Source organism: Streptomyces sp. NPDC041108 (assembly GCF_055592645.1).
In genome coordinates this window covers 140,334-163,407 of record NZ_JBVIYK010000004.1, presented here as the reverse complement: position 1 = coordinate 163,407, position 23,074 = coordinate 140,334, and the positions used below count along the sequence as shown (strand labels likewise).

21 protein-coding genes are annotated in these 23,074 nt (G+C 70.9%); 18 read left to right on the top strand and 3 right to left on the bottom strand.

Going from position 1 to position 23,074, the window contains the following annotated elements:
* The first annotated feature begins 60 nt into the window (after positions 1-60).
* The 3 genes from ACZ6BB_RS13850 (at position 61) to thrS (ending at position 4,133) form a co-directional block, all read left to right on the top strand.
* Positions 61-627, top strand: a complete 567-nt coding sequence (locus ACZ6BB_RS13850; RefSeq protein WP_037725663.1) for a DUF4365 domain-containing protein — start codon at positions 61-63, stop codon at positions 625-627.
* On the top strand, positions 624-2,054 hold the full coding sequence (locus ACZ6BB_RS13845; RefSeq protein ID WP_471615445.1) for a hypothetical protein: 1,431 nt from the start codon (positions 624-626) through the stop codon (positions 2,052-2,054). Before ACZ6BB_RS13850 ends, ACZ6BB_RS13845 begins: the two co-directional genes overlap by 4 nt.
* 102 nt (positions 2,055-2,156) lie before the next feature.
* Positions 2,157-4,133 carry a threonine--tRNA ligase gene (gene thrS / locus ACZ6BB_RS13840; RefSeq protein ID WP_471615444.1) on the top strand — a complete coding sequence of 659 codons (1,977 nt, stop codon included), beginning with the start codon at positions 2,157-2,159 and terminating at the stop codon, positions 4,131-4,133.
* A 42-nt stretch (positions 4,134-4,175) separates the two neighbouring features.
* Here the strand turns inward: thrS and ACZ6BB_RS13835 are convergent, their stop codons facing one another.
* Positions 4,176-4,832, bottom strand: a complete 657-nt coding sequence (locus tag ACZ6BB_RS13835) for a potassium channel family protein (protein WP_471615443.1) — start codon at positions 4,830-4,832, stop codon at positions 4,176-4,178.
* A 67-nt stretch (positions 4,833-4,899) separates the two neighbouring features.
* On the opposite strand from ACZ6BB_RS13835, the gene ACZ6BB_RS13830 reads away from it, so the two are divergent.
* Positions 4,900-5,460: an HIT family protein gene (locus ACZ6BB_RS13830; RefSeq protein ID WP_471615442.1), complete on the top strand. Its 561-nt coding sequence runs from the start codon at positions 4,900-4,902 to the stop codon at positions 5,458-5,460.
* Between the two features lie 191 nt (positions 5,461-5,651).
* On the opposite strand, the gene ACZ6BB_RS13825 is transcribed toward ACZ6BB_RS13830, so the two are convergent.
* Both ACZ6BB_RS13825 and ACZ6BB_RS13820 read right to left on the bottom strand, forming a co-directional pair.
* On the bottom strand, positions 5,652-7,322 hold the full coding sequence (locus ACZ6BB_RS13825; protein ID WP_471615441.1) for a hypothetical protein: 1,671 nt from the start codon (positions 7,320-7,322) through the stop codon (positions 5,652-5,654).
* A gap of 309 nt (positions 7,323-7,631) precedes the next feature.
* Positions 7,632-9,839, bottom strand: coding sequence for an elongation factor G-like protein EF-G2 (locus ACZ6BB_RS13820; protein WP_471615440.1), 2,208 nt, complete (start codon positions 9,837-9,839; stop codon positions 7,632-7,634).
* Between the two features lie 218 nt (positions 9,840-10,057).
* Here ACZ6BB_RS13820 and pgsA point away from each other — a divergent pair, with 218 nt between their 5' ends.
* The 14 genes from pgsA to ACZ6BB_RS13750 all read left to right on the top strand — a co-directional run bounded on the left by pgsA (position 10,058) and on the right by ACZ6BB_RS13750 (position 22,763).
* Positions 10,058-10,798 carry a phosphatidylinositol phosphate synthase gene (pgsA, locus tag ACZ6BB_RS13815; protein ID WP_471615439.1) on the top strand — a complete coding sequence of 247 codons (741 nt, stop codon included), beginning with the start codon at positions 10,058-10,060 and terminating at the stop codon, positions 10,796-10,798.
* The gene (locus tag ACZ6BB_RS13810; protein WP_471615438.1) at positions 10,795-11,730 is read left to right on the top strand and encodes a phosphatidylinositol mannoside acyltransferase; all 936 of its coding nucleotides are present in this window, start codon (positions 10,795-10,797) and stop codon (positions 11,728-11,730) included. The genes pgsA and ACZ6BB_RS13810 overlap by 4 nt, the downstream gene beginning before the upstream one ends.
* On the top strand, positions 11,727-12,887 hold the full coding sequence (locus tag ACZ6BB_RS13805) for a glycosyltransferase family 4 protein (RefSeq protein ID WP_471615437.1): 1,161 nt from the start codon (positions 11,727-11,729) through the stop codon (positions 12,885-12,887). Before ACZ6BB_RS13810 ends, ACZ6BB_RS13805 begins: the two co-directional genes overlap by 4 nt.
* Positions 12,888-12,969: 82 nt before the next feature.
* The gene (locus ACZ6BB_RS13800; RefSeq protein WP_471615436.1) at positions 12,970-13,515 is read left to right on the top strand and encodes a LemA family protein; all 546 of its coding nucleotides are present in this window, start codon (positions 12,970-12,972) and stop codon (positions 13,513-13,515) included.
* 273 nt (positions 13,516-13,788) lie between these two features.
* The gene (pdxS, locus tag ACZ6BB_RS13795; protein ID WP_471615435.1) at positions 13,789-14,703 is read left to right on the top strand and encodes a pyridoxal 5'-phosphate synthase lyase subunit PdxS; all 915 of its coding nucleotides are present in this window, start codon (positions 13,789-13,791) and stop codon (positions 14,701-14,703) included.
* 6 nt (positions 14,704-14,709) lie between these two features.
* Positions 14,710-15,318: a pyridoxal 5'-phosphate synthase glutaminase subunit PdxT gene (gene pdxT / locus ACZ6BB_RS13790; protein WP_471615434.1), complete on the top strand. Its 609-nt coding sequence runs from the start codon at positions 14,710-14,712 to the stop codon at positions 15,316-15,318.
* A gap of 49 nt (positions 15,319-15,367) precedes the next feature.
* Positions 15,368-16,120 carry a YebC/PmpR family DNA-binding transcriptional regulator gene (locus tag ACZ6BB_RS13785; protein WP_059081914.1) on the top strand — a complete coding sequence of 251 codons (753 nt, stop codon included), beginning with the start codon at positions 15,368-15,370 and terminating at the stop codon, positions 16,118-16,120.
* Between the two features lie 143 nt (positions 16,121-16,263).
* Complete coding sequence (ruvC, locus tag ACZ6BB_RS13780; protein WP_471615433.1) at positions 16,264-16,794, top strand: crossover junction endodeoxyribonuclease RuvC; 531 nt, start codon at positions 16,264-16,266, stop codon at positions 16,792-16,794.
* A complete protein-coding gene (gene ruvA / locus ACZ6BB_RS13775) occupies positions 16,791-17,396 on the top strand; it encodes a Holliday junction branch migration protein RuvA (RefSeq protein WP_471615432.1) in 606 nt (201 codons plus the stop codon). The genes ruvC and ruvA overlap by 4 nt, the downstream gene beginning before the upstream one ends.
* 73 nt (positions 17,397-17,469) lie before the next feature.
* A complete protein-coding gene (gene ruvB / locus ACZ6BB_RS13770) occupies positions 17,470-18,540 on the top strand; it encodes a Holliday junction branch migration DNA helicase RuvB (RefSeq protein ID WP_059081911.1) in 1,071 nt (356 codons plus the stop codon).
* A 174-nt stretch (positions 18,541-18,714) separates the two neighbouring features.
* Positions 18,715-19,224, top strand: a complete 510-nt coding sequence (gene yajC, locus ACZ6BB_RS13765; RefSeq protein WP_471615431.1) for a preprotein translocase subunit YajC — start codon at positions 18,715-18,717, stop codon at positions 19,222-19,224.
* 131 nt (positions 19,225-19,355) lie between these two features.
* Positions 19,356-21,128, top strand: a complete 1,773-nt coding sequence (gene secD / locus ACZ6BB_RS13760) for a protein translocase subunit SecD (RefSeq protein WP_471615430.1) — start codon at positions 19,356-19,358, stop codon at positions 21,126-21,128.
* A gap of 1 nt (position 21,129) precedes the next feature.
* Positions 21,130-22,227, top strand: coding sequence for a protein translocase subunit SecF (secF, locus tag ACZ6BB_RS13755; protein WP_471615429.1), 1,098 nt, complete (start codon positions 21,130-21,132; stop codon positions 22,225-22,227).
* The gene (locus tag ACZ6BB_RS13750; protein ID WP_471615428.1) at positions 22,224-22,763 is read left to right on the top strand and encodes an adenine phosphoribosyltransferase; all 540 of its coding nucleotides are present in this window, start codon (positions 22,224-22,226) and stop codon (positions 22,761-22,763) included. Before secF ends, ACZ6BB_RS13750 begins: the two co-directional genes overlap by 4 nt.
* Positions 22,764-23,074: the final 311 nt, after the last annotated feature.

Below are 23,074 nucleotides of genomic sequence, written 5' to 3'. Positions count from 1 at the left end.
GGGTCGGCGCAGTTCAGCGGCCCGGTACGGGGAAACACCAGCACTGGAAGGCTGTTGGTCATGGCCATTGCGCAGCCCGAGCGGGGCGGGCTGCTGCCCGAGCACGCGGCACCGCTCCGCGGCTCCCTCGCCACCACCGCCTGCATGGAGACCCTGCAGGTGGGCTATCTGCACGCGGTGGCCGCGGCGGCGGGCTGCTCGCTCTCCCAGCCCTTTCCGGACAACGGCATCGACTGGCACGTCAGCCACGGCTCGCCCGGTCACACGGTCGACGACGAGGTCACCATCAAGGTGCAACTCAAGGCCACCTACCAGCTCGCGCCGAACCCGGCGGGCCGGTTCTTCTCCTTCACCCTCGACAACCAGCACCTGGCGAAGCTGGCCCGCACCCCCGTCTCGGTGCACAAGATCCTGGTCGTGATGATCGTCCCCCGCTCGCAGGAGCAGTGGCTGCGGGCCGGCCACGACCGGCTCGACCTGCGGCACTGCTGCTACTGGATCAACCTCGCCGGACACCCGATCACCGGCCGGCGGCGCACCACCGTGCGCATACCGACCTCGCGCATCTTCGACGACCGAGCGCTCTGCGAGATCATGACGCGGGTCGGAACGGGAGGCAGACCGTGACCCACGGCCCCATCGACGACGACGGCCCCGGCGCGCGCCGCTACGACGAGGGACCCGGCCGACGGCCCTACGACGACGCGTCCGCCCGGCACCCACACCGTGCGGACACCTCCGGCCGACGTCCCTACGCCGACGACGGGACACCGGGCCGTCCGCAGGGCGAGGACGGCCGGACGCCCCGTCCCCACGAGGAGGGCGCGTCCGTACGCCGTCCCATCGGGGAGCCCGTTCGCGCGGTGCGCCCGCATCCCGACGAGCCCACCTGGACCCGGCCGCCCGACCCCGACCAGGTCGACCCCGCCGTCCTCGGCGCCCTGCTGCGCCGGCACGGCTGGCAGCGGCGCGGCGGAGCCGCGGGCCGGTACGGCCGCTGGACCCCGCCGGGGCCGGCCGGGCGGGGCATGAGCCTGCTCGTGCCCGAGAACCGGGCCTTTCCCGACAGCGACGACCTGCTCGGCGAGGCCCTCACGGCCCTGTCCCGCAGCGGCTCGCCCGCCGCGCGGGACGTTCTGGTCGCCCTCACCGTGCCCAGCGACGAGATCCACTGGTGGCGGGACGTGCCGACCGGCGCCCTGGGCACCGCCTCCTGGGGGGTCGAGGACCAACTGCGGTCGGCCGCCCGCCAGATGCTCCTCGCTGCTGCGCTGGCCACCCGCGCGCGTGCCGGGTACTACGGAGCCCGGCACCGGCTGCCCGCCGCCGCCTGTCTGGACAGCGTCCTCGTCGGTGCCGCACCCGGCGGCCGCCGCCTCACCGCCTTCGTCCCCGTGGCCACCGGCCGCCCCCTCGCCCTGCGCCTGCACCAGGCCCTCTACGCCGCCCGCGAGGCCATCGACTACCGGCGCGCCACCGGTGGCATGGAGGCCTTCGACGGCGCCGTCGAGGCCGGGGTCAGCCATGAGCTGACCGAGGCGCTCGTCGCCCTCGTCCGGGGCACCGAGGGCGCCCGGGTCGCCGTCGACTGGGCGCCGGCCGCCGGGGTCCCCGAGGGCGGCGCGTCACCGGCCGAGCCCGTCGAGTTCTCACCGGGCGACCTGCCCGTGCTGCGTGAGGCCGGGGCCCGCTATCTGCGGGAGGAGCCCTCGATGCCGGTGCGGATCACCGGGGCCGTGGTGCGGATGCGCCGGTCCGCCGGGCGCGGCGAGGGCACCGTACGACTGCGGGTCCTCGCGGGCGCCGAGGTGCCGCACGTCCGCATGACCCTGGACGAGGAGTCGTACCGGATCGCGGGGCAGGCCCATCTCGTGGGACTGCCGGTCCGGGTGCGGGGGAGGCTGGAGAGCCGCGGAGGGTTCCGGCGGCTCACGGACGCCGACGGGATCGCCCCCGTGCAGGTCGACGAGGCGGAGCGGGACCGGCTGATGAAGTCGCTGCAGGAGACCGCGGAGATCACGGCCTTCTTCGAGGAGGCCTGCGGAGGGGACTGAGGTATCTGTTTCGCGAGGAGCACCCCGGGCTCGGTACGATCCTTCCCAATGGCCCAGGCCGCAGCAGACCGCCCGGGCCGCCCCTTCAGGTAGGAGAAACCGGTGTCCGACGTCCGTGTGATCATCCAACGCGATTCCGAGCGGGACGAGCGCGTGGTGACGACGGGCACTACGGCCGCCGACCTCTTCGCCGGCGAGCGCACCGTCGTCGCCGCCCGCGTGGCCGGAGAGCTGAAGGACCTCGCCTACGAGGTGCGCGACGGCGAGACCGTCGAGCCCGTGGAGATCTCCTCCGAGGACGGCCTCAACATCCTGCGCCACTCCACCGCGCACGTCATGGCCCAGGCGGTGCAGGAGCTGTTCCCGGAGGCGAAGCTGGGCATCGGCCCGCCGGTGCGGGACGGCTTCTACTACGACTTCGACGTCGAGAAGCCGTTCACCCCCGAGGATCTCAAGGCCGTCGAGAAGAAGATGCAGGAGATCCAGAAGCGCGGCCAGCGCTTCTCGCGCCGCGTCGTCACCGACGAGGCCGCCCGCGAGGAGCTGGCGGACGAGCCGTACAAGCTGGAGCTGATCGGCCTCAAGGGCTCCGCCTCCTCCGACGACGGCGCGGACGTCGAGGTCGGCGCCGGTGAGCTGACGATCTACGACAACCTGGACGCCAAGACCGGTGACCTGTGCTGGAAGGACCTCTGCCGAGGCCCCCACCTGCCCACCACCCGGAACATCCCGGCGTTCAAGCTGATGCGCAACGCCGCCGCGTACTGGCGCGGCAGCGAGAAGAACCCGATGCTCCAGCGCATCTACGGCACCGCCTGGCCCTCCAAGGAGGAGCTGAAGGCACACCTCGACTTCCTCGCCGAGGCCGAGAAGCGCGACCACCGCAAGCTGGGCAACGAACTCGACCTGTTCTCCATCCCGGACGAGATCGGCTCCGGCCTCGCCGTCTTCCACCCCCGGGGCGGCATCATCCGCCGCGTCATGGAGGACTACTCGCGCCGCCGGCACGAGGAGGAGGGGTACGAGTTCGTCTACACCCCGCACGCCACGAAGGGGAAGCTCTTCGAGGTCTCGGGCCACCTGGACTGGTACGCCGACGGCATGTACCCGCCCATGCAGCTCGACGAGGGCGTGGACTACTACCTCAAGCCCATGAACTGCCCGATGCACAACCTGATCTTCGACGCGCGTGGCCGCTCGTACCGTGAACTGCCGCTGCGCCTCTTCGAGTTCGGGACCGTGTACCGGTACGAGAAGTCCGGCGTCGTGCACGGCCTGACCCGGGCCCGCGGCTTCACCCAGGACGACGCGCACATCTACTGCACCCGCGAGCAGATGGCGGACGAGCTGGACAAGACGCTCACCTTCGTCCTGAACCTGCTGCGCGACTACGGTCTCACCGACTTCTACCTGGAGCTGTCCACCAAGGACCCGGAGAAGTTCGTCGGCTCGGACGAGGCGTGGGAAGAGGCCACCGAGACGCTCCGCCAGGTGGCCGAGAAGCAGGGCCTTCCGCTCGTCCCGGACCCGGGCGGCGCCGCGTTCTACGGGCCGAAGATCTCCGTCCAGGCGAAGGACGCCATCGGCCGTACCTGGCAGATGTCCACGGTCCAGCTCGACTTCAACCTGCCCGAGCGCTTCGACCTGGAGTACACCGGCCCGGACGGCTCCAAGCAGCGCCCGGTCATGATCCACCGCGCGCTGTTCGGCTCGATCGAGCGCTTCTTCGCCGTCCTCCTGGAGCACTACGCGGGCGCGTTCCCGGCCTGGCTGGCGCCCGTCCAGGCGGTCGGTATCCCGATCGGCGACGCACACGTGGAGTACCTGCAGAAGTTCGCTGCCGAAGCGAAGAGGAAGGGCCTGCGCGTCGACGTCGACGCCTCCTCCGACCGCATGCAGAAGAAGATCCGCAACGCCCAGAAGGCCAAGGTGCCGTTCATGGTCATCGCCGGTGATGAGGACATGGCGGCCGGTGCCGTCTCCTTCCGCTACCGCGACGGCTCGCAGGAGAACGGCATTCCCGTCGAGGAGGCCATCGCGAAGATCGCGCAGGTCGTGGCGGACCGCGTCCAGATCTGAGGCGTAACCCGCGCCGAGGCCGAGGCGAGGCCCCCGGAGAGTTCAGCTCTCCGGGGGCCTCGCCTCGTCCTCCCGCGCGAACACCTGGATCAGCCACGACCCGAACGACCCCGTCACCGTGCCGAGCAGGGCGAGGCCGCACGCCATCAGGAACACGGCGATCGTCCGGCCCATCGAGGTCACGGGGGTGACGTCCCCGTACCCGACCGTGGCGAGCGTCGAGCAGGTCCACCACACGGAGTCCCCGAAGGTCAGGATCGTCGCGCCCGGTGCGTCGTGCTCCTGCTGGTAGACGGCGAGGGCGCCGGTGAAGCCGAGCAGGGTCACCGACAGGCCCGCGTAGACGGCCACGCGCGCGTGCAGGGAGAGCCGGGGCCGCTGGTGGCGACGCTGTACGGCGTCGTGGATCTGCACGACGCGCAGCGGCCGCAGCAGCGGCAGCACGAGCACGACGGTGTCCAGCCAGTGGACGCGTACGAACCTCGGGCCCAGCCCGCTCAGCCGCCAGCGCACCCCGTAGTCGAGGGCGAAGATCGCCCAGCACGCCATGGTCACCGCGAGACAGAGGTCGAGCCAGACCTGGGGAAGGCCGTGGGCGAGCACCCGTACCGCGTACGAGGAGAGGAAGAGGGCCGACGCGCCGGCGAGGACGCGTCCGGTGCGCCGTTCCCAGCGGAGCGTGCGGCTGTCGAGGTCCATCGCCTCAGCTTGGCCCCGCGGGTCACGCCCGGGTACCCGCCGACACGCCGCGAACGGGCGAAGCAATATGCTGCACTGCATGACGAGTGAGCCGGAGCAGCAGATCGGAGTGGGAACGCAGGACGCGTTCCAGCGCCTGTGGACGCCCCACCGGATGGCGTACATCCAGGGTGAGAACAAGCCGACCGGTCCTGGGGCCGACGACGGCTGTCCGTTCTGCTCGATCCCGGCGAAATCGGACGAGGACGGCCTGATCATCAGGCGCGGCGAGCATGTGTACGCGGTGCTCAACCTCTATCCGTACAACGGCGGCCACCTCATGGTCGTGCCCTACCGTCACGTCGCCGACTACACGGACCTCACCGGGCCGGAGACCGCAGAGCTGGCCGAGCTGACCAAGCAGTCCGTGACCGCCCTGCGTGCCGCGTCCGGCGCGCACGGCTTCAACATCGGCATGAACCAGGGCACGGTCGCGGGTGCCGGTATCGCGGCCCACCTCCACCAGCACATCGTTCCCCGCTGGGGCGGCGACACCAACTTCATGCCGGTCGTCGGCCACACGCGGATCCTGCCCCAACTCCTGGCCGACACCCGGAAGATGCTGGCGGAAGCCTGGCCGTCCGCCTGAGCCGGACACCGGACGGTCGCGGGCGGGTGGACCGAGAGGGTGAGGGGCTCAAGACGCCTTCTCGGTCCGGAGAAGCAGCGGGCGCAGCCCCTGCTTCCCGGGGGCGCGGGGAACTGCGCGAGAAGTCCCACCGGACCCGCACCCGCAGTCAGCCCCCGCCCGCACCCCCCGGCCCAGGCCGAGCGCAGCGCTCACGCGTCGTAGAGGTCAGCCTTCCGCGGGGACGCGTCCTGTACCGCCCCGCTGAGGAATCCGGCCCTTGAGCCGAACTTCTCGGTGTCCACACCGTTGTCCTTCAGGACCTTGATCGCGGCGTTGTGCACCACGCGGAGCACCGGCGTGGCGGCGCGCAGCGCGTCGTCGGCCATGAAGCGGTGCCGCCAGGGCTGGTCGGCCCAGGCGTGCCGCAGGCCGAACGGCTCGGGCAGGCCGATGGAACCGCCGAGCCAGTTGAGCAGCGGCGGGTACCAGGTCAGCGGGGCGCGCGCGGCGAGCCGTACGACCTCGTCCGCGTCGACGAGGGGGAGCTTCACCTTGCGGGTCTCCCAGAACCTCAGCGACTTCTGGACCTCTTTCTCCTTGGCCGCCGGCCCGGTCGTGAACAGCCCGTGCACCGGGCCCAGGGCGTGTCCGGTCACCTCGATGCGGAGCGTGTGGTGCAGCACGGTGACCGTGACCATCATGGTGATGATCAACTGGCCGTCCCAGAGCGTCCACTGGACCCCCAGGTAGTGCCGGTTGCCGCTGCCGAAGTGCTGCTTGTTGCAGATCTCCTGTATGGCGTGGGACTTGTACTGGTAGGCGTCCACGTCCGTGCCCTCGGGCCGGGCCACGGCGGCGGCGCCCTCGCCGATGGGGCTGACGACCCAGTGCTTGATGGAGGGCGCCGTGAAACCACCGGTGTTGAGGGGGGTGCGCTCCAGCATGCGCAGCTGGTCGTGGATGGCGCGTATGACGTCCCAGCTGCGGAACGGGTGGATCTCCTTGCCGGACTCGGCCGGTACGAGATCCTCGGCGAGCTGCCAGGCGCCCCAGCGGGTGCCCATGCCGAGGATGCCCTTGGGGCCGGCGTAGAAGACGAGGTTGGACCGCTGTTCGGCGCTGAGCCGGGCCAGCTCCTTGCGCAGCTGCTCGGCCTTGGTCTCGTTGGGGCTGCCGGGCACGGCCTCGGGGATCTTGGCGCCGACCCCGCCGCCGGCCAGCAGGCCGGACCAGCGGTCCCGCAGGTCCGCGGCGGCGCGCTCGCAGATCTGCTTGGCCCAGAACCAGCCCACCACGGGCAGCACCACGCAGGCCCGTGCGTACCAGGCCCAGATGCCGTCGAACGGCATCCTGAACAGGAAGATCACGGCGAGGGCGCCCACGGCGACCAGCAGGGTGGTGCCGAGGGCACCGGCGCGCTTGTCACGCTTGGCGACCGTCGTACGGATCTGGAAGACGAGCAGCCAGAGCAGCAGGCCGGGCAGGAAGAGCAGGCCGCACAGGACCATCACCGCCGAGAGCCAGTTGTCGCGCTCCCGGCGGATGTTGTTCGCCGCGAGGCAGTGCTCGACGACGACCTGCGGTTCCATGCCGAAGGACTGGATGAGGGGTTTGCGGCCCGCGCCGACCATCCGGTCCCGCACCGCGAGGGAGAACGCCTCCCCGAGGTTCGGCCGGAAGATGGTCGCCCACTTGCGCCCCGGTTTGACCGCGGACTTGTGCCAGTCGTTGTTGGCCTTGAGGATCTCCGCGATCTCGTTGTCCCGGTAGGCCGCGGACGCCAGGGCGTACGTGGCCGCCGTCTGGCCCGCGGTGCCCATCAGCGGCACCTGTGCCCCGGGAGTGAAATCGAAACTGTCCGCCACCGCCGCCGCCCCCATCGCCGCACACTCGCTCCTGCGGCTCTTCCCGACTTCCGTGCTCCGCACACCTGTTGATCAGGTCATAACCCGATCCGGGCCCGATCGAGCCATACTTGTCGATCAGGTGATCAGCGTATCCGCAGCGACGGACACCGCGTGGTGCGAAGAACGGACATTCACGGAACCCGCCGTCCGTGGACCGGCGTTGAGCCGTCCTCGGCCTGTGCTCGCCCCGCCACCCTTCGCCGGCGGTGTGCCCGCGAAACGGCCGGAACCGTTCGCCGGCACACCGCCGGGGGACCGGAACCTTCCGCCCGCCCCGGACCGTCAGTGCTCCTTGACCTGTTCGCGGACCTTCTCGGCCACGTGGGAGGGCATCGGCTCGTGCCGTGTGTACCGGCGGCCGAAGCGCGCGGTGCCGTGGGAGAGGGAACGCAGATCGACGGCGTACCGGTCGATCTCGATCTCCGGTACCTCCGCCCGGACCAGGGTGCGCCCGCCGCCCGCCTGCTCGGTCCCGACGACGCGGCCGCGCCGCCCCGACAGATCGCTCATCACGGGGCCCACGTACGAGTCGCCGACCAGGACCGACACCTCGGCCACCGGCTCCAGGAGATGGATCTTCGCGTCCGTCGCGGCCTCGCGCAGCGCCAGCGCGCCCGCCGTCTGGAACGCGGCGTCCGAGGAGTCCACCGAGTGGGCCTTGCCGTCCCGCAGCGTGATCCGGACGTCGATGAGCGGATAGCCGGCCACGACGCCCTTGGCGGCCTGCGCCCGCACCCCCTTCTCGACGGACGGGATGAACTGCCTCGGCACGGCTCCGCCGACGACCTTGTCGACGAACTCGATGCCGGAGCCACCGGGCAGCGGCTCCACCTCGATCTCGCAGATCGCGTACTGCCCGTGCCCGCCGGACTGCTTCACATGCCGGCCGCGCCCCGCCGACCTGTCGGCGAACGTCTCCCGCAGGGAGACCCGGTGCGGTACGACGTCGACCTGGACGCCGTACCGGCTGCGCAGCCGTTCCAGCGCGACGTCGGCGTGCGCCTCGCCCAGGCACCACAGCACGACCTGGTGGGTGTCCTGGTTCTGTTCGAGCCGCATGGTCGGGTCCTCGGCGACGAGCCGGGCCAGCCCCTGGGAGAGCTTGTCCTCGTCGGCCTTGCTGTGCGCCTGGATGGCGAGCGGGAGCAGCGGGTCGGGCATCTCCCACGGCTCCATGAGCAGCGGGTCGTCCTTGGCCGACAGCGTGTCCCCGGTCTCGGCGCGGCTCAGCTTCGCGACACAGGCCAGGTCGCCCGCGATGCAGTGCGTGAGCGTCCGCTGCTGCTTGCCGAAGGGCGTGGACAGGGCGCCGATCCGCTCGTCTGCTTCGTGGAGGGCACGGCCCTCGTGTCCCCGGTCGGCGAGGCCGTGCCCGGACACGTGCACCGTCGCGTCGGGTCGCAGGGTGCCGGAGAAGACCCGTACCAGCGAGATACGGCCCACGTAGGGGTCACTGGCGGTCTTGACGACCTCGGCGACCAGCGGTCCGTCGGGGTCGCAGGCCGCCTTGATCTCCCGGGGCGTGCCCTCGGGGGTGGTGAGGGCGGGCGTCTCGCGCTCCAGGGGGGTGGGGAAGCCGCCGGTGACCAGTTCGAGGAGCTCGACCGTGCCGAGACCCTGTCTCGCGCCGTCGGCGGCGGGGGCCGCGGCCAGCACGGGGTGGAAGACCCCACGGGCGACGGCCCGTTCCAGGTCGTCGACGAGGGTCGTGACGTCGATCTCCTCGCCGCCGAGATAGCGGTCCATGAGGGTCTCGTCCTCGCTCTCCGCGATGATCCCCTCGATGAGCCGGTTGCGGGCCTCCTCGATCGCCGGCAGCTGCTCGGGGCCCGGCTCGGACTCCTTGCGCTCACCGGAGGAGTAGTCGAACAGTTTCCGCGACAGCAGCCCGGTCAGCCCGGTCACGGGCGCGTGCCCGTCCGGCCCCTGCGGGCCGTGCAGCGGCAGATAGAGCGGCAGCACGGCGTCGGGGTCGTCCCCGCCGAACGTCTCCGCGCAGATACGGGTCATCTCCTCGAAGTCCGCCCGCGCGGCCTCCAGGTGGGTCACCACGATCGCCCGGGGCATGCCGACCGCCGCGCACTCCTCCCACACCATGCGGGTGGAGCCGTCCACGCCGTCGGAGGCCGAGACGACGAAAAGGGCCGCGTCCGCCGCTCGCAGACCGGCCCTGAGTTCCCCGACGAAGTCGGCGTATCCGGGGGTGTCCAGCAGATTGATCTTGTACTCGCCCCATTCGACGGGGACGAGGGAGAGCTGCACCGAGCGCTGCTGCCGGTGTTCGATCTCGTCGTAGTCGGAGACGGTGCCGCCGTTCTCCACGCGGCCCGCCCGGTTCACCGCTCCCGCCGTCAGCGCGAGAGCCTCCACCAGAGTCGTCTTGCCCGAACCGGAGTGGCCGACCAGCACCACATTCCGTACGGACGCGGGGTGGTCGGCCGCCGTAGCCCTGCCGGCGGCTCCGGGATGTGCGTTCGCCTTGTCGCCCATGGTCCTGCCTCCCGTGCACGGTGAGGTCACTGTGGGCGCGGACACGCGGATCCGCGTGCGGTGGCGGCTCCGGCGACGCCCGCGGTGCCTTCGAGCTTTCCACTCGCGTCACCGCGCGTCCATACGAGGGACGGGATCGCTCCCCACGGCCCCGGGACACGGCGGGCTGGTGCCCGACGGTCGTACACGCGCGCGCGTGGCTACGATGGGCCAGCCGGATGGCCAGCAGGGGCCACGCGGCGACACCGACCCTCGGGAAGGCCATGCTGAACAAGTACGCGCGTGCATTCTTCACGCGTGTCCTCACACCGTTCGCCGCGTTTCTGATCCGCAGGGGGGTCAGCCCCGACACGGTCACCCTCATCGGCACCGCCGGAGTGATCGCGGGCGCGTTGGTCTTCTATCCCCGGGGCGAGTTCTTCTGGGGCACGATCGTCATCACGCTCTTCGTCTTCTCGGACCTCGTCGACGGCAACATGGCCCGTCAGATGGGCCGCTCCAGCCGCTGGGGCGCCTTCCTCGACTCCACGCTCGACCGGGTCGCCGACGGCGCGATCTTCGGGGGGTTCGCCCTCTGGTACGCGGGCAAGGGCGACGACCTCGCCCTGTGCGCCGTCTCGATCTTCTGCCTGGCGAGCGGCCAGGTCGTGTCGTACACCAAGGCGCGCGGTGAGTCGATCGGTCTGCCGGTGGCGGTCAACGGACTCGTGGAGCGTGCCGAGCGTCTGGTGATCTCGCTGGTCGCGGCCGGTCTCTCCGGACTGCACGCGTTCGGTGTGCCGGGTATCGAGGTCCTGCTGCCGATCGCCCTGTGGATCGTCGCCGTCGGCAGTCTCGTCACCCTGATCCAGCGCGTCGTCACCGTCCGTCGCGAGTCCGCCGAAGCCGAGGCGGAGGCGGCCGCCGCGACCACGCCGGAGTCGCCGGACGCCGCCCGCAACAGCGAGGCGACCCCGTGAGCGCTCTGCGGGATCGGGCGACCGACGGGCTGTACGGCCTCGGCTGGGCCACCGTCAAGATGCTCCCGGAGCCCGTCGCCGTACGCCTCGGCCGGACGATCGCCGACGCCACCTGGAAGCGGCGCGGCCCTCTCGTGCGCCGCCTGGAGGCCAACTACGCGCGCGTGGTGCCGGGCGCGAGCCCCGAACGCCTCGCCGAGCTGTCCCGTGCGGGCATGCGCTCCTACCTGCGCTACTGGATGGAGTCCTTCCGCCTGCCGGCCTGGAGCGAGGAGCGCGTCCGGACCGGTTTCACGCCCAAGGACCTGCACCACCTCACCGACGGTCTCGCCTCCGGCCGGGGCGTCGTCCTCGCCCTGCCGCACCTCGCCAACTGGGACCTGGCCGGCGCCTGGGTCACCACCGAGCTGAAGACCCCGTTCACCACGGTCGCCGAACGCCTCAAGCCCGAGACGCTCTACGACCGCTTCGTCGCCTACCGCGAGGGCCTCGGCATGGAGGTCCTGCCGCACAGCGGCGGCTCCGCCTTCGGCACCCTCGCGCGGCGGCTGCGCGACGGCGGCCTGGTCTGCCTGGTCGCCGACCGCGACCTGTCCGCGTCCGGCGTCCAGGTCGACTTCTTCGGCGAGCCCACGCGGATGCCCGCCGGACCGGCCCTCCTCGCCCAGCAGACCGGCGCGCTGCTGCTGCCGGCGACACTCTGGTACGACGACTCGCCGGTGATGCGGGGACAGGTGCACGCACCGGTCGAGGTACCCGGGTCAGGTACCCGCGCCGAGAAGACGTCTGTCATGACACAGGCGCTGGCTGACGCCTTCGCCACCGGCATCGCCGAACACCCGGAGGACTGGCACATGCTGCAGCGCTTGTGGCTCGCGGACCTGGACCCCGCGAAGAGCCCCGAGGCCGGTTTCGAGAAGGGGCGCCCGTGAGGATCGGGATCGTCTGCCCGTACTCCTGGGACGTACCCGGGGGAGTCCAGTTCCACATCCGTGACCTGGCCGACCACCTCATCAGACTCGGCCACGAGGTGTCGGTCCTCGCCCCCGCCGACGACGACACACCGCTGCCGCCGTACGTCGTCTCGGCGGGCCGGGCGGTCCCGGTGCCCTACAACGGCTCGGTGGCCCGCCTGAACTTCGGCTTCCTGTCGGCGGCGCGCGTACGGCGCTGGCTGCACGACGGCACCTTCGACGTGATCCACATCCACGAGCCGGCCTCCCCGTCGCTCGGCCTGCTGGCCTGCTGGGCCGCGCAGGGCCCGATCGTCGCCACCTTCCACACCTCCAACCCGCGCTCCCGGGCGATGATCGCGGCGTACCCGATCCTGCAGCCCGCGCTGGAGAAGATCAGCGCGCGGATCGCGGTGAGCGAGTACGCCCGCCGCACCCTGGTCGAACACCTGGGCGGCGACGCGGTGGTCATCCCGAACGGCGTCGACGTCGACTTCTTCGCCCGCGCCAAGCCCCGCCCCGAGTGGCAGGGCGACACCCTGGGCTTCGTCGGCCGCATCGACGAACCCCGCAAGGGGCTGCCGGTACTGATGAAGGCCCTCCCGCGGATCGTCGCCGAGCGCCCGAAGACCCGGCTGCTGGTCGCCGGGCGGGGGGACGAGGAGGAGGCGGTGGAGACGCTGCCGAAGGAGCTGCGCTCCCGCGTCGAGTTCCTCGGCATGGTCAGCGACGAGGACAAGGCCCGCTTCCTGCGCAGCGTCGACCTCTACGTCGCCCCCAACACCGGGGGCGAGAGCTTCGGCATCATCCTCGTCGAGGCCATGTCCGCGGGCGCCCCGGTCCTCGCCTCCGACCTCGACGCCTTCGCCCAGGTCCTCGACCAGGGCGGCGCGGGCGAACTCTTCGCCAACGAGGACGCGGACGACCTCGCGGCGGCCGCCGTACGCCTGCTCGGCGACCCGGACCGCCGCGCCGAACTCCGCGCCCGCGGCAGCGCGCACGTCCGGCGCTTCGACTGGTCCACCGTCGGGGCCGACATCCTCGGCGTCTACGAGACGGTCACGGAGGGAGCGGCCTCGGTGGCGGCGGACGAACGAGGGGGGCTGCGGGCGCGGTTGGGGCTGGCCCGGGACTGAGCGCGTGGCGGTCGCGGCGCCCCCGCGGGGGCGCCGACGTCGTACGTGGCGGTGACGGGCGCCGGTAGTAGCCTTGCCGCCCGTGACTTCGACACTCATCTGGATCGCCGTCGTCCTCTTCGCGATCGGTCTCTATCTGAGCTGGACCGCGGGACGACTCGACCGACTGCACGCGCGCATCGACGCCGCCCGCGCCGCGCTCGACGCGCAGCTGCTGCGCCGTGCGTCGGTGGCCCAGGAGCTGGCCACCGCCGGGGTGCTTGACCCGGCCGCCTCGATCGTCCTCTACGAGGCGGCGCACGCGGCCCGGCAGGCCGAGGAGGAGCAGCGCGAGGTCGCCGAGAGCGAGCTGAGCCAGGCGCTGCGGGCCGTGTTCGCGGACGCGCAGCAGGTGGAGGTGGTGCGGGAGGCGCCGGGCGGGGAGGACGCCGCGAACGAACTGGCCCAGGCCGTGCGCCGGGTGCCGATGGCCCGGCGCTTCCACAACGACGCGGTGCGCGCGGCGCGTGCGCTGCGCCGGCATCGCACGGTGCGGTGGTTCCGGCTCGCCGGTCACGCCCCGTTCCCGCTCGCCTTCGAGATGGACGACGAGCCGCCGGGCGCGTTGGCCGACCGCGCCACGACCTGACGTCCGGGCGCCTGACAGCTCGGGGGTGCCGGGTTCGTCGGCGGGCGCGGGTCCGGTGGGCTTCTCGCGCACTTTCAGGCCCGCAGGACCTGATGCTTTCAGGGGCGCGGGGAACCGCGCGAGAAGCCCCGCGCACCCGCACCCGGCGACGCACCCCCACAAAACGATCCACCGCCTCCTCATTGGCCCTTGCAGTGGCCTGTTCCCCTCGCGTTTCCTCGGGGATTGCAGAAACCCTTCTTCCCCGAGCTTCCCCCGAGCGAGGTCAAACCCGTGTCCAGCACGCTCTCCAACTCCGCCCAGACCCCCGAGACCGGCACCGCCCGCGTGAAGCGCGGCATGGCCGAGCAGCTCAAGGGTGGTGTGATCATGGACGTCGTCACCCCGGAGCAGGCCAAGATCGCCGAGGACGCGGGCGCCGTCGCCGTCATGGCCCTGGAGCGGGTCCCCGCCGACATCCGCAAGGACGGCGGCGTGGCCCGGATGTCCGACCCCGACATGATCGAGGGCATCATCGAGGCCGTCTCCATCCCGGTCATGGCCAAGTCCCGCATCGGCCACTTCGTCGAGGCCCAGGTCCTGCAGTCCCTCGGCGTGGACTACATCGACGAGTCCGAGGTCCTCACCCCGGCCGACGAGGTCAACCACAGTGACAAGTTCGCGTTCACGACCCCGTTCGTGTGCGGCGCCACCAACCTGGGCGAGGCCCTGCGCCGTATCGCCGAGGGCGCCGCGATGATCCGTTCCAAGGGCGAGGCCGGCACCGGCAACGTCGTCGAGGCCGTTCGCCACCTGCGCCAGATCAAGAACGAGATCGCCCGCCTGCGCGGCTACGACAACAACGAGCTGTACGCCGCCGCCAAGGAGCTGCGCGCCCCGTACGAGCTGGTCAAGGAGGTCTCCGAGCTGGGCAAGCTGCCGGTGGTCCTCTTCTCCGCCGGTGGTGTGGCGACCCCCGCCGACGCCGCGCTGATGCGCCAGCTCGGCGCCGAGGGCGTCTTCGTCGGCTCCGGCATCTTCAAGTCCGGCGACCCGGCCAAGCGCGCCGCCGCCATCGTGAAGGCCACCACCTTCTACGACGACCCGAAGATCATCGCCGACGCCTCCCGCAACCTGGGCGAGGCCATGGTCGGCATCAACTGCGACACCCTCCCCGAGGCCGAGCGCTACGCGAACCGGGGCTGGTAAGCACCTATGAGCGACACCCCCGTCATAGGCGTCCTGGCCCTCCAGGGCGACGTACGGGAGCACCTCGTCGCCCTGGCCGCGGCAGACGCCGTGGCCAGGGCGGTGCGGCGCCCCGAGGAACTCGCCGAGGTGGACGGCCTCGTCGTCCCCGGCGGCGAGTCCACCACCATCTCCAAGCTGGCCGTGCTGTTCGGCGTGATGGAGCCGCTCCGCGCGCGCGTGCGCGACGGCATGCCCGTCTACGGGACCTGCGCCGGACTGATCATGCTCGCCGACAAGATCCTCGACCCGCGCTCGGGCCAGGAGACGATCGGTGGCATCGACATGATCGTGCGCCGCAACGCCTTCGGCCGTCAGAACGAGTCCTTCGAGGCGGCGGTCGACGTCAAGGGTGTGGAGGGCGCCCCCGTGGAGGGCGTCTTCATCCGGGCCCCCTGGGTCGAGTCCGTGGGCGCCCGGACGGAGGTGCTGGCCGAGCACGAGGGCCACATCGTCGCCGTGCGCCAGGGCAACGCCCTCGCCACGTCGTTCCACCCGGAGCTGACCGGCGACCACCGGCTGCACGCGCTGTTCGTGGACATGGTGCGCGCGAACAGGGCGGCGGACTCCTTGTAGGATCTCTGGGGTTCGTTGCAGAGATGGGTTACGCGAAGGAGACAGGCAGATGTCCGGCCACTCTAAATGGGCTACGACGAAGCACAAGAAGGCCGTGATCGACGCCAAGCGCGGCAAGCTCTTCGCGAAGCTGATCAAGAACATCGAGGTCGCGGCCCGGATGGGCGGCGTCGACATCGAGGGCAACCCGACTCTCTACGACGCCATCCAGAAGGCGAAGAAGCAGTCGGTCCCGAACAAGAACATCGACTCCGCGGTCAAGCGCGGTGGCGGCCTCGAAGCCGGCGGCGCCGACTACGAGACGATCATGTACGAGGGCTACGGTCCCAACGGTGTCGCGGTGCTCATCGAGTGCCTCACCGACAACCGCAACCGCGCCGCCTCCGACGTCCGCGTCGCCATGACCCGCAACGGCGGTTCGATGGCCGACCCGGGCTCCGTGTCGTACCTCTTCAACCGCAAGGGCGTCGTCATCGTCCCCAAGGGCGAGCTGTCCGAGGACGACGTCCTGGAGGTCGTGCTCGACGCGGGCGCCGAGGAGGTCAACGACCTGGGCGAGTCCTTCGAGGTGCTCAGCGAGGCCACCGACATGGTCGCGGTCCGCACCTCCCTCCAGGAGGCCGGCATCGACTACGACTCCGCCGAGGCCAACTTCGTCCCGACCATGCAGGTCGAGCTGGACGAGGAGGGCGCCCGGAAGATCTTCAAGCTGATCGACGCCCTGGAGGACAGCGACGACGTCCAGAACGTCTTCGCCAACTTCGACGTGAGCGACGACGTCATGGCCAAGGTCGACGCGTAGCACTGCCGCGAACCGAGCGAATCCGGCGGGCCGGTGGGGACACACCCACCGGCCCGCCGCCGTTGTCGGTGGCAGCAGATAGCCTGCACAAACTGGGGGCACCTCCCAGCGGCAGCTGGGGGAGATCGAGTGGAGGGGGCGCGGTGCGCGTACTCGGGGTGGACCCCGGACTCACGCGGTGTGGCGTGGGCGTCGTCGAGGGAGTCGCGGGCCGGCCTCTCACCATGCTCGGTGTCGGAGTCGTACGGACGCCCGCCGACGCCGAGTTGGGGCGGCGCCTCGTCGCGATCGAGCAGGGCATCGAGCAGTGGCTCGACGAGCACCGCCCCGAATTCGTCGCCGTGGAACGGGTGTTCAGCCAGCACAACGTCCGGACGGTCATGGGCACCGCCCAGGCCAGTGCCGTCGCCATGCTGTGCGCCGCCCGCCGCGGCATCCCCGTCGCCCTGCACACCCCCAGCGAGGTCAAGGCCGCCGTCACCGGCAGCGGCCGGGCCGACAAGGCCCAGGTCGGCGCCATGGTCACCCGCCTCCTCCGGCTCGACGCGCCACCGAAACCGGCGGACGCCGCCGACGCCCTCGCCCTCGCCATCTGTCACATCTGGCGGGCCCCCGCGCAGAACCGCCTCCAGCAGGCCGTCGCCCTGCACGCTTCGAAAGGCCGTACGGCATGATCGCTTTCGTCTCCGGCCCGGTCGCCGCCCTCGCCCCCGACTCCGCGGTGGTCGAGGTGGGCGGGATCGGCATCGCGGTCCAGTGCACGCCCAACACCCTCTCCGGGCTGCGCATGGGAAAGCCGGCCAAGCTGGCCACGTCCCTGGTGGTCCGTGAGGACTCGCTCACCCTCTACGGCTTCGTGGACGACGACGAGCGCCAGGTCTTCGAACTGCTGCAGACCGCCAGCGGCGTCGGACCGCGCCTGGCCCAGGCGATGCTGGCCGTGCACGCCCCCGACGCGCTGCGCCGGGCGGTCGCCACCGGTGACGAGAAGGCACTGATCGCCGTCCCCGGCATCGGCAAGAAGGGCGCCCAGAAACTGCTGCTGGAACTGAAGGACCGTCTCGGCGAGCCCGTCGGCGCCCCCGCGATCGGCGCCCCGGTCACCCAGGGCTGGCGCGACCAGCTGCACGCCGCCCTGATCGGCCTCGGCTACGCCACCCGCGAGGCCGACGAGGCCGTGGCGGCCGTGGCCCCCCAGGCGGAGGCCGCCCAGGCAACGCCCCAGGTCGGCCAGTTGCTGAAGGCCGCCCTCCAGACCCTCAACAGAACGCGCTGAACATCCCCTACCGGGCCCGCCGACCCGCGCACCGCAGCTCCGCCCATCCGACCGCGACCACGAGGCACACGCAATGAACTGGGACGACACGACCGACGACACCGCCGCCGAGAGGCTGGTGGGCTCTGTCGCCGACCGTGAGGACCAGGCCGTCGAGGCCGCCCTGCGCCCGAAGGACCTGGGCGAGTTCATCGGTCAGGAGAAGGTCCGTGAACAGCTCGACCTGGTCCTGCGGGCCGCACGCGCGCGGGGTGCCACCGCCGACCACGTGCTGCTCTCCGGAGCCCCCGGCCTCGGCAAGACCACCCTCTCGATGATCATCGCGGCCGAGATGGGCGCCCCCATCCGGATCACCTCCGGTCCCGCCATCCAGCACGCCGGCGACCTCGCCGCGATCCTCTCCTCCCTCCAGGAGGGCGAGGTCCTCTTCCTCGACGAGATCCACCGCATGTCCCGGCCCGCCGAGGAGATGCTCTACATGGCGATGGAGGACTTCCGCGTCGACGTGATCGTCGGCAAGGGCCCCGGCGCCACCGCCATCCCTCTCGAACTGCCGCCCTTCACCCTGGTCGGCGCCACCACACGCGCGGGACTGCTGCCGCCGCCGCTGCGCGACCGTTTCGGCTTCACCGCGCACATGGAGTTCTACGAGCCCGCCGAGCTGGAGCGGGTCGTCCACCGCTCGGCGAACCTCCTCGACGTCGAGATCGACACGGACGGTGCCGCCGAGATCGCGGGCCGCTCCCGCGGCACCCCCCGTATCGCCAACCGTCTGCTGCGACGCGTACGGGACTACGCGCAGGTCAAGGCCGACGGCTTCATCACCCGCGACATCGCCGGGGCCGCTCTCGCCGTCTACGAGGTGGACGCCCGGGGTCTCGACCGCCTCGACCGGGGCGTCCTCGAAGCCCTGCTCAAGCTCTTCGGTGGCGGACCGGTCGGCCTCTCCACGCTCGCGGTCGCGGTGGGGGAGGAGCGCGAGACCGTGGAGGAGGTGGCCGAGCCCTTCCTCGTCCGGGAGGGACTGCTCGCCCGGACCCCCCGCGGCCGGGTCGCGACCCCCGCCGCCTGGGCCCACCTAGGACTCACCCCGCCACGCGGTACGACCGGGGGTAACGGACAACAGGACCTGTTCGGGGCGTGACCCTCTCGTGACGGCGCGGTACTCGCCCGGCATGGAACCCCGGTGACATGCTGTGCGTTGTTCCATCGCGGTGGACTCGCTTAGACTCCGCCGATGCCGCCCTTGCCGGCAGCGCACATACCCCCAACCATCAGGCCGCTCGCCATCGCGGTCGTGTGAAGGAAGTTCCGACCCGTGAGTCTCGTGACCCTCCTCCCGTTCATCGTGCTCATCGGGGCCATGATCCTGATGACCCGATCGGCCAAGAAGAAGCAGCAGCAGGCCGCCGACATGCGGAACCAGATGCAGCCCGGTTCCGGCGTCCGCACGATCGGGGGCATGTACGCGACGGTCAAGGAGGTCAGCGAGGACACGGTCCTCCTCGACGCCGGGCCGGGCGTCGACCTGCTGTTCGCGAAGAACGCCATCGGTGCCGTCCTCAGCGACGAGGAGTACAACCGCATCGTCCACGGCATCGAGCACGACCTGAAGTCCGACGTCGTCCCGGACGACGCCTCCTCCCTCACCGAGACCGACGAGCCCTCCGACGACGCTTCCGCCGCTTCCGACGACAAGCCCATCGACCTCGGCAAGAAGGACGCGTCCGACGACGCGGCCGACGAGACCGCCGAGGCGAAGGACGACGACGCCAAGTCCGTCGAAGCAGAGCCGAAGAAGACCGACGGCGAGTCCGACGCGAAGTAGTCACGTCCCGGGAGTGCGAGCGAGAACCGCCCGCGCCCCGGGAACGTGCCGTTTTCGCCCGGATTCCCGACACCAGTCATGGCCGCCGCCGCGCTGACCCCGCACGGCGGCCCGAGAGGGAGTACGAGAAGGTGGCAGCACCGAAGAAGGGCCGGAGCGCGAGCGCCCAGGGCAAGCCTGGGCGCGCGCTGGCCCTCATCCTGATCGCCCTAGTGGCGCTCACCGGGGGAATGTTCGCCTCCGGACACACCACTCCGCGTCTCGGCATCGACCTCGCCGGTGGTACGAGCATCACGCTCGAGGCGAGGAGCGGCCAGGAATCGGCGATCAACAAGACCAACATGGACACCGCGGTCGAGATCATGAACCGCCGTGTCAATGGTCTGGGTGTCTCCGAGGCCGAGGTCCAGACCCAGGGCGATCGCAACATCATCGTCAACATCCCCAAGGGCACGAACTCCGAGGAGGCCCGGGACCAGGTCGGCACCACCGCGAAGCTGTACTTCCGGCCGGTCCTGCAGAGCCAGGTCGGCACCGGCGCGACCCAGGAGCCGAGCACCTCGGCGAGCCCCAGCGGCAAGAGCAGCGGATCGCCCAGCCCGTCGGGCTCCGACGGCAAGGACGAGGCCACCGAGCCCGGATCCGGTGACTCCGCCAGTCCGTCGTCCTCCGCCACGTCCCAGGGACGTGCGGTCACCGACGCGCTGAAGGCCGACCCCACACCCTCCGGCAGCGGCTCCGCGTCCGCCAAGGCCACCGGCAGCGCCTCGCCGTCGGCGAGTCCGAGCGTCGACCCCGCGATCCAGGCGGTCCAGGCCAAGTTCACCGCCCTGGACTGCAACGATCCCAAGCAGCGCGCCAAGGCCGGCAAGGGCAAGACCACCGACGTCGTCGTGGCCTGTGGTCAGGACAACGGCTCCTGGAGCAAGTTCGTGCTCGGCCCGGTCGGGGTCGACGGCACCGAGGTCGACAAGGCCCAGGCGCTGCTCGACACGCAGAACGGCACCGGCTGGCAGGTCGTCATGGACTTCAACTCCAAGGGAGAGAAGAAGTTCGCCGACATCACCGGCCAGCTGGCGACCCAGACCTCCCCGCAGAACGAGTTCGCGATCGTCCTGGACGACGAGGTCGTCTCCCACCCCTACGTGCGCTCTGCGGTCACCGGCGGCAAGGCCGAGATCTCCGGCAGCTTCACGCAGGAGGAGGCCCAGAACCTCGCGAACATGCTGTCGTACGGTGCCCTCCCGCTCACCTTCAAGACGGCGAGTGTCACCACCGTCAGCCCCGCGCTCGGCGGTGATCAGCTGCACGCGGGCCTGATCGCCGGCGCGATCGGTCTGGCCCTGGTCATGATCTACCTGATCGTCTACTACCGCGGCCTGTCGCTGATCGCCATCGCCTCCCTGCTCGTCTCGGCGGCCCTGACCTATGTGCTCATGGCGTTGCTCGGCCCGGCGATCGGCTTCGCGCTGAACCTGCCCGCGGTCTGTGGCGCGATCGTCGCCATCGGTATCACCGCGGACTCGTTCATCGTGTACTTCGAACGCGTGCGGGACGAGATCCGCGAGGGCCGCACGCTGCGTCCCGCAGTCGAGCGGGCCTGGCCGCGTGCCCGGCGCACCATCCTGGTCTCCGACTTCGTGTCGTTCCTCTCCGCCGCGGTGCTCTTCGTGGTCACGGTCGGCAAGGTGCAGGGCTTCGCGTTCACGCTCGGCCTGACCACGTTGCTCGACGTCGTCGTGGTCTTCTTCTTCACCAAGCCGCTGCTGACACTGCTGGCCCGTACGAAGTTCTTCGGCGGCGGCCACAAGTGGTCCGGCCTCGACCCGAAGCGACTGGGCGCCCAGCCCCCGCTGCGCCGTACCCGCCGCCCCGCCGTCCCCGCCGACCCGAAGGAGGCCTGAGATGTCGAAACTCGGCGACCTCGGAGCCCGTCTCCACCGCGGCGAGGTCGGTTACGACTTCGTCGGCAACCGCAAGATCTGGTACGGCGTATCCATTCTGATCACCATCGCGGCCATCGCCGGCCTGGCGATCCGCGGTCTGACGATGGGTATCGAGTTCCAGGGCGGTGCCGTCTTCACCACGCCGAGTACGAGCGTGTCGGTCGCCCAGGCCGAGGAGTACGCGGAGTCGGCGTCCGACCACGACGCGATCGTGCAGAAGCTCGGCAACGGCAGCCTCCGTATCCAGATCTCGGGCATCGAGACGGCCCAGGCCGACAAGGTCTCCGCGCAGCTGGCCGACGACCTGGACATGAAGCCGGAGGATGTCGCCGGTGAACTGGTCGGCCCCAGCTGGGGTGACCAGATCGCCGCCAAGGCATGGCAGGGTCTGGCCATCTTCCTGGTCCTCGTGGTGATCTATCTGGCGATCGCCTTCGAGTGGCGTATGGCCATCGCCGCGTTCGTCGCCCTGATCCACGACATCACCATCACGATCGGCATCTACGCCCTCGTCGGCTTCGAGGTGACCCCGGGCACGGTGATCGGTCTGCTCACGATCCTCGGTTACTCGCTCTACGACACGGTCGTCGTCTTCGACAGCCTCAAGGAGCAGACCAAGGACATCACCAAGCAGACCCGCTGGACGTACGCCGAGATCGCCAACCGTTCGATCAACAGCACCCTGGTGCGGTCGATCAACACCACGGTGGTCGCGCTGCTGCCGGTCGCCGGTCTGCTGTTCATCGGTGGCGGTGTCCTCGGCGCGGGCATGCTCAACGACATCTCGCTGTCCCTGTTCGTCGGCCTCGCGGCCGGCGCGTACTCGTCGATCTTCATCGCCACGCCGCTCGTCGCCGACCTCAAGGAGCGCGAGCCGCAGCTGAAGGCCCTCAAGAAGCGCGTCCTCGCCAAGCGGGCCCAGGCCGGCCAGAACGGCCCGGAGCCGACGGCCGACGGCCCGTACGGCGACGAGCCGGCGGAGGCCACCCCCGCGGTGGTCGGGCCGCGTGCCCAGTCCGGGGGCCGCAGCCGCGGCCGGGGCGGTAAGCGGCGATGACCGACATCAAGGAGCTGCTGCTCAGCCGTATCCGTGACGTCGCCGACCACCCCGAGCCGGGCGTGATGTTCAAGGACATCACTCCGCTGCTCGCCGACCCTGCGGCGTTCACCGCGCTGACGGACGCGCTGGCGGAGCTGACCGTCCGGCACGGCGCCACGAAGATCGTCGGCCTGGAGGCCCGGGGCTTCATCCTGGGCGCCCCGGCCGCCGTCCGCGCCGGTGTCGGCTTCATCCCCGTACGCAAGGCCGGCAAGCTCCCCGGGGCCACGCTCAGCCAGGCGTACGACCTGGAGTACGGTTCCGCCGAGATCGAGGTGCACGCCGAGGACCTGATCGAGGGCGACCGCGTGATGGTCATCGACGACGTCCTCGCGACCGGCGGTACGGCCGAGGCGTCTTTGCAGCTCATCCGACGGGCGGGCGCCGAGGTCGCGGGCGTGGCGGTGCTGATGGAGCTGTCCTTCCTGGCGGGCCGGCAGCGGCTGGAGGCCGTACTGGACGGTGCCCCGCTGGAGTCGCTGATCCAGATCTGAACCGGCCCGGACGAACGGGTTCGGTCCTCACGGGTCGGATCCCCTCGGGTTCGAAAGCGTGTCCACGGTGCCTCCCGCCGTGCGCCGATCGCGGCGCACGGCGGGAGGCACCGTTCGCCGTCTCCCCTCCCGGTCCCCCGCGGCCGGCGCCCCGCCGCCGACCGAGATCACTTCAGATCCAGGTTGACATGCGCTGGTCATTAGGGTCAGATGATCACGCGCCACATCGACCACTTGACCACTGGTCCGGGCGCAGGGGGAACGGCCGACCATGCGCAGTGCGCCTCGCCGAGGCGTGCCTTCGTGCTCCC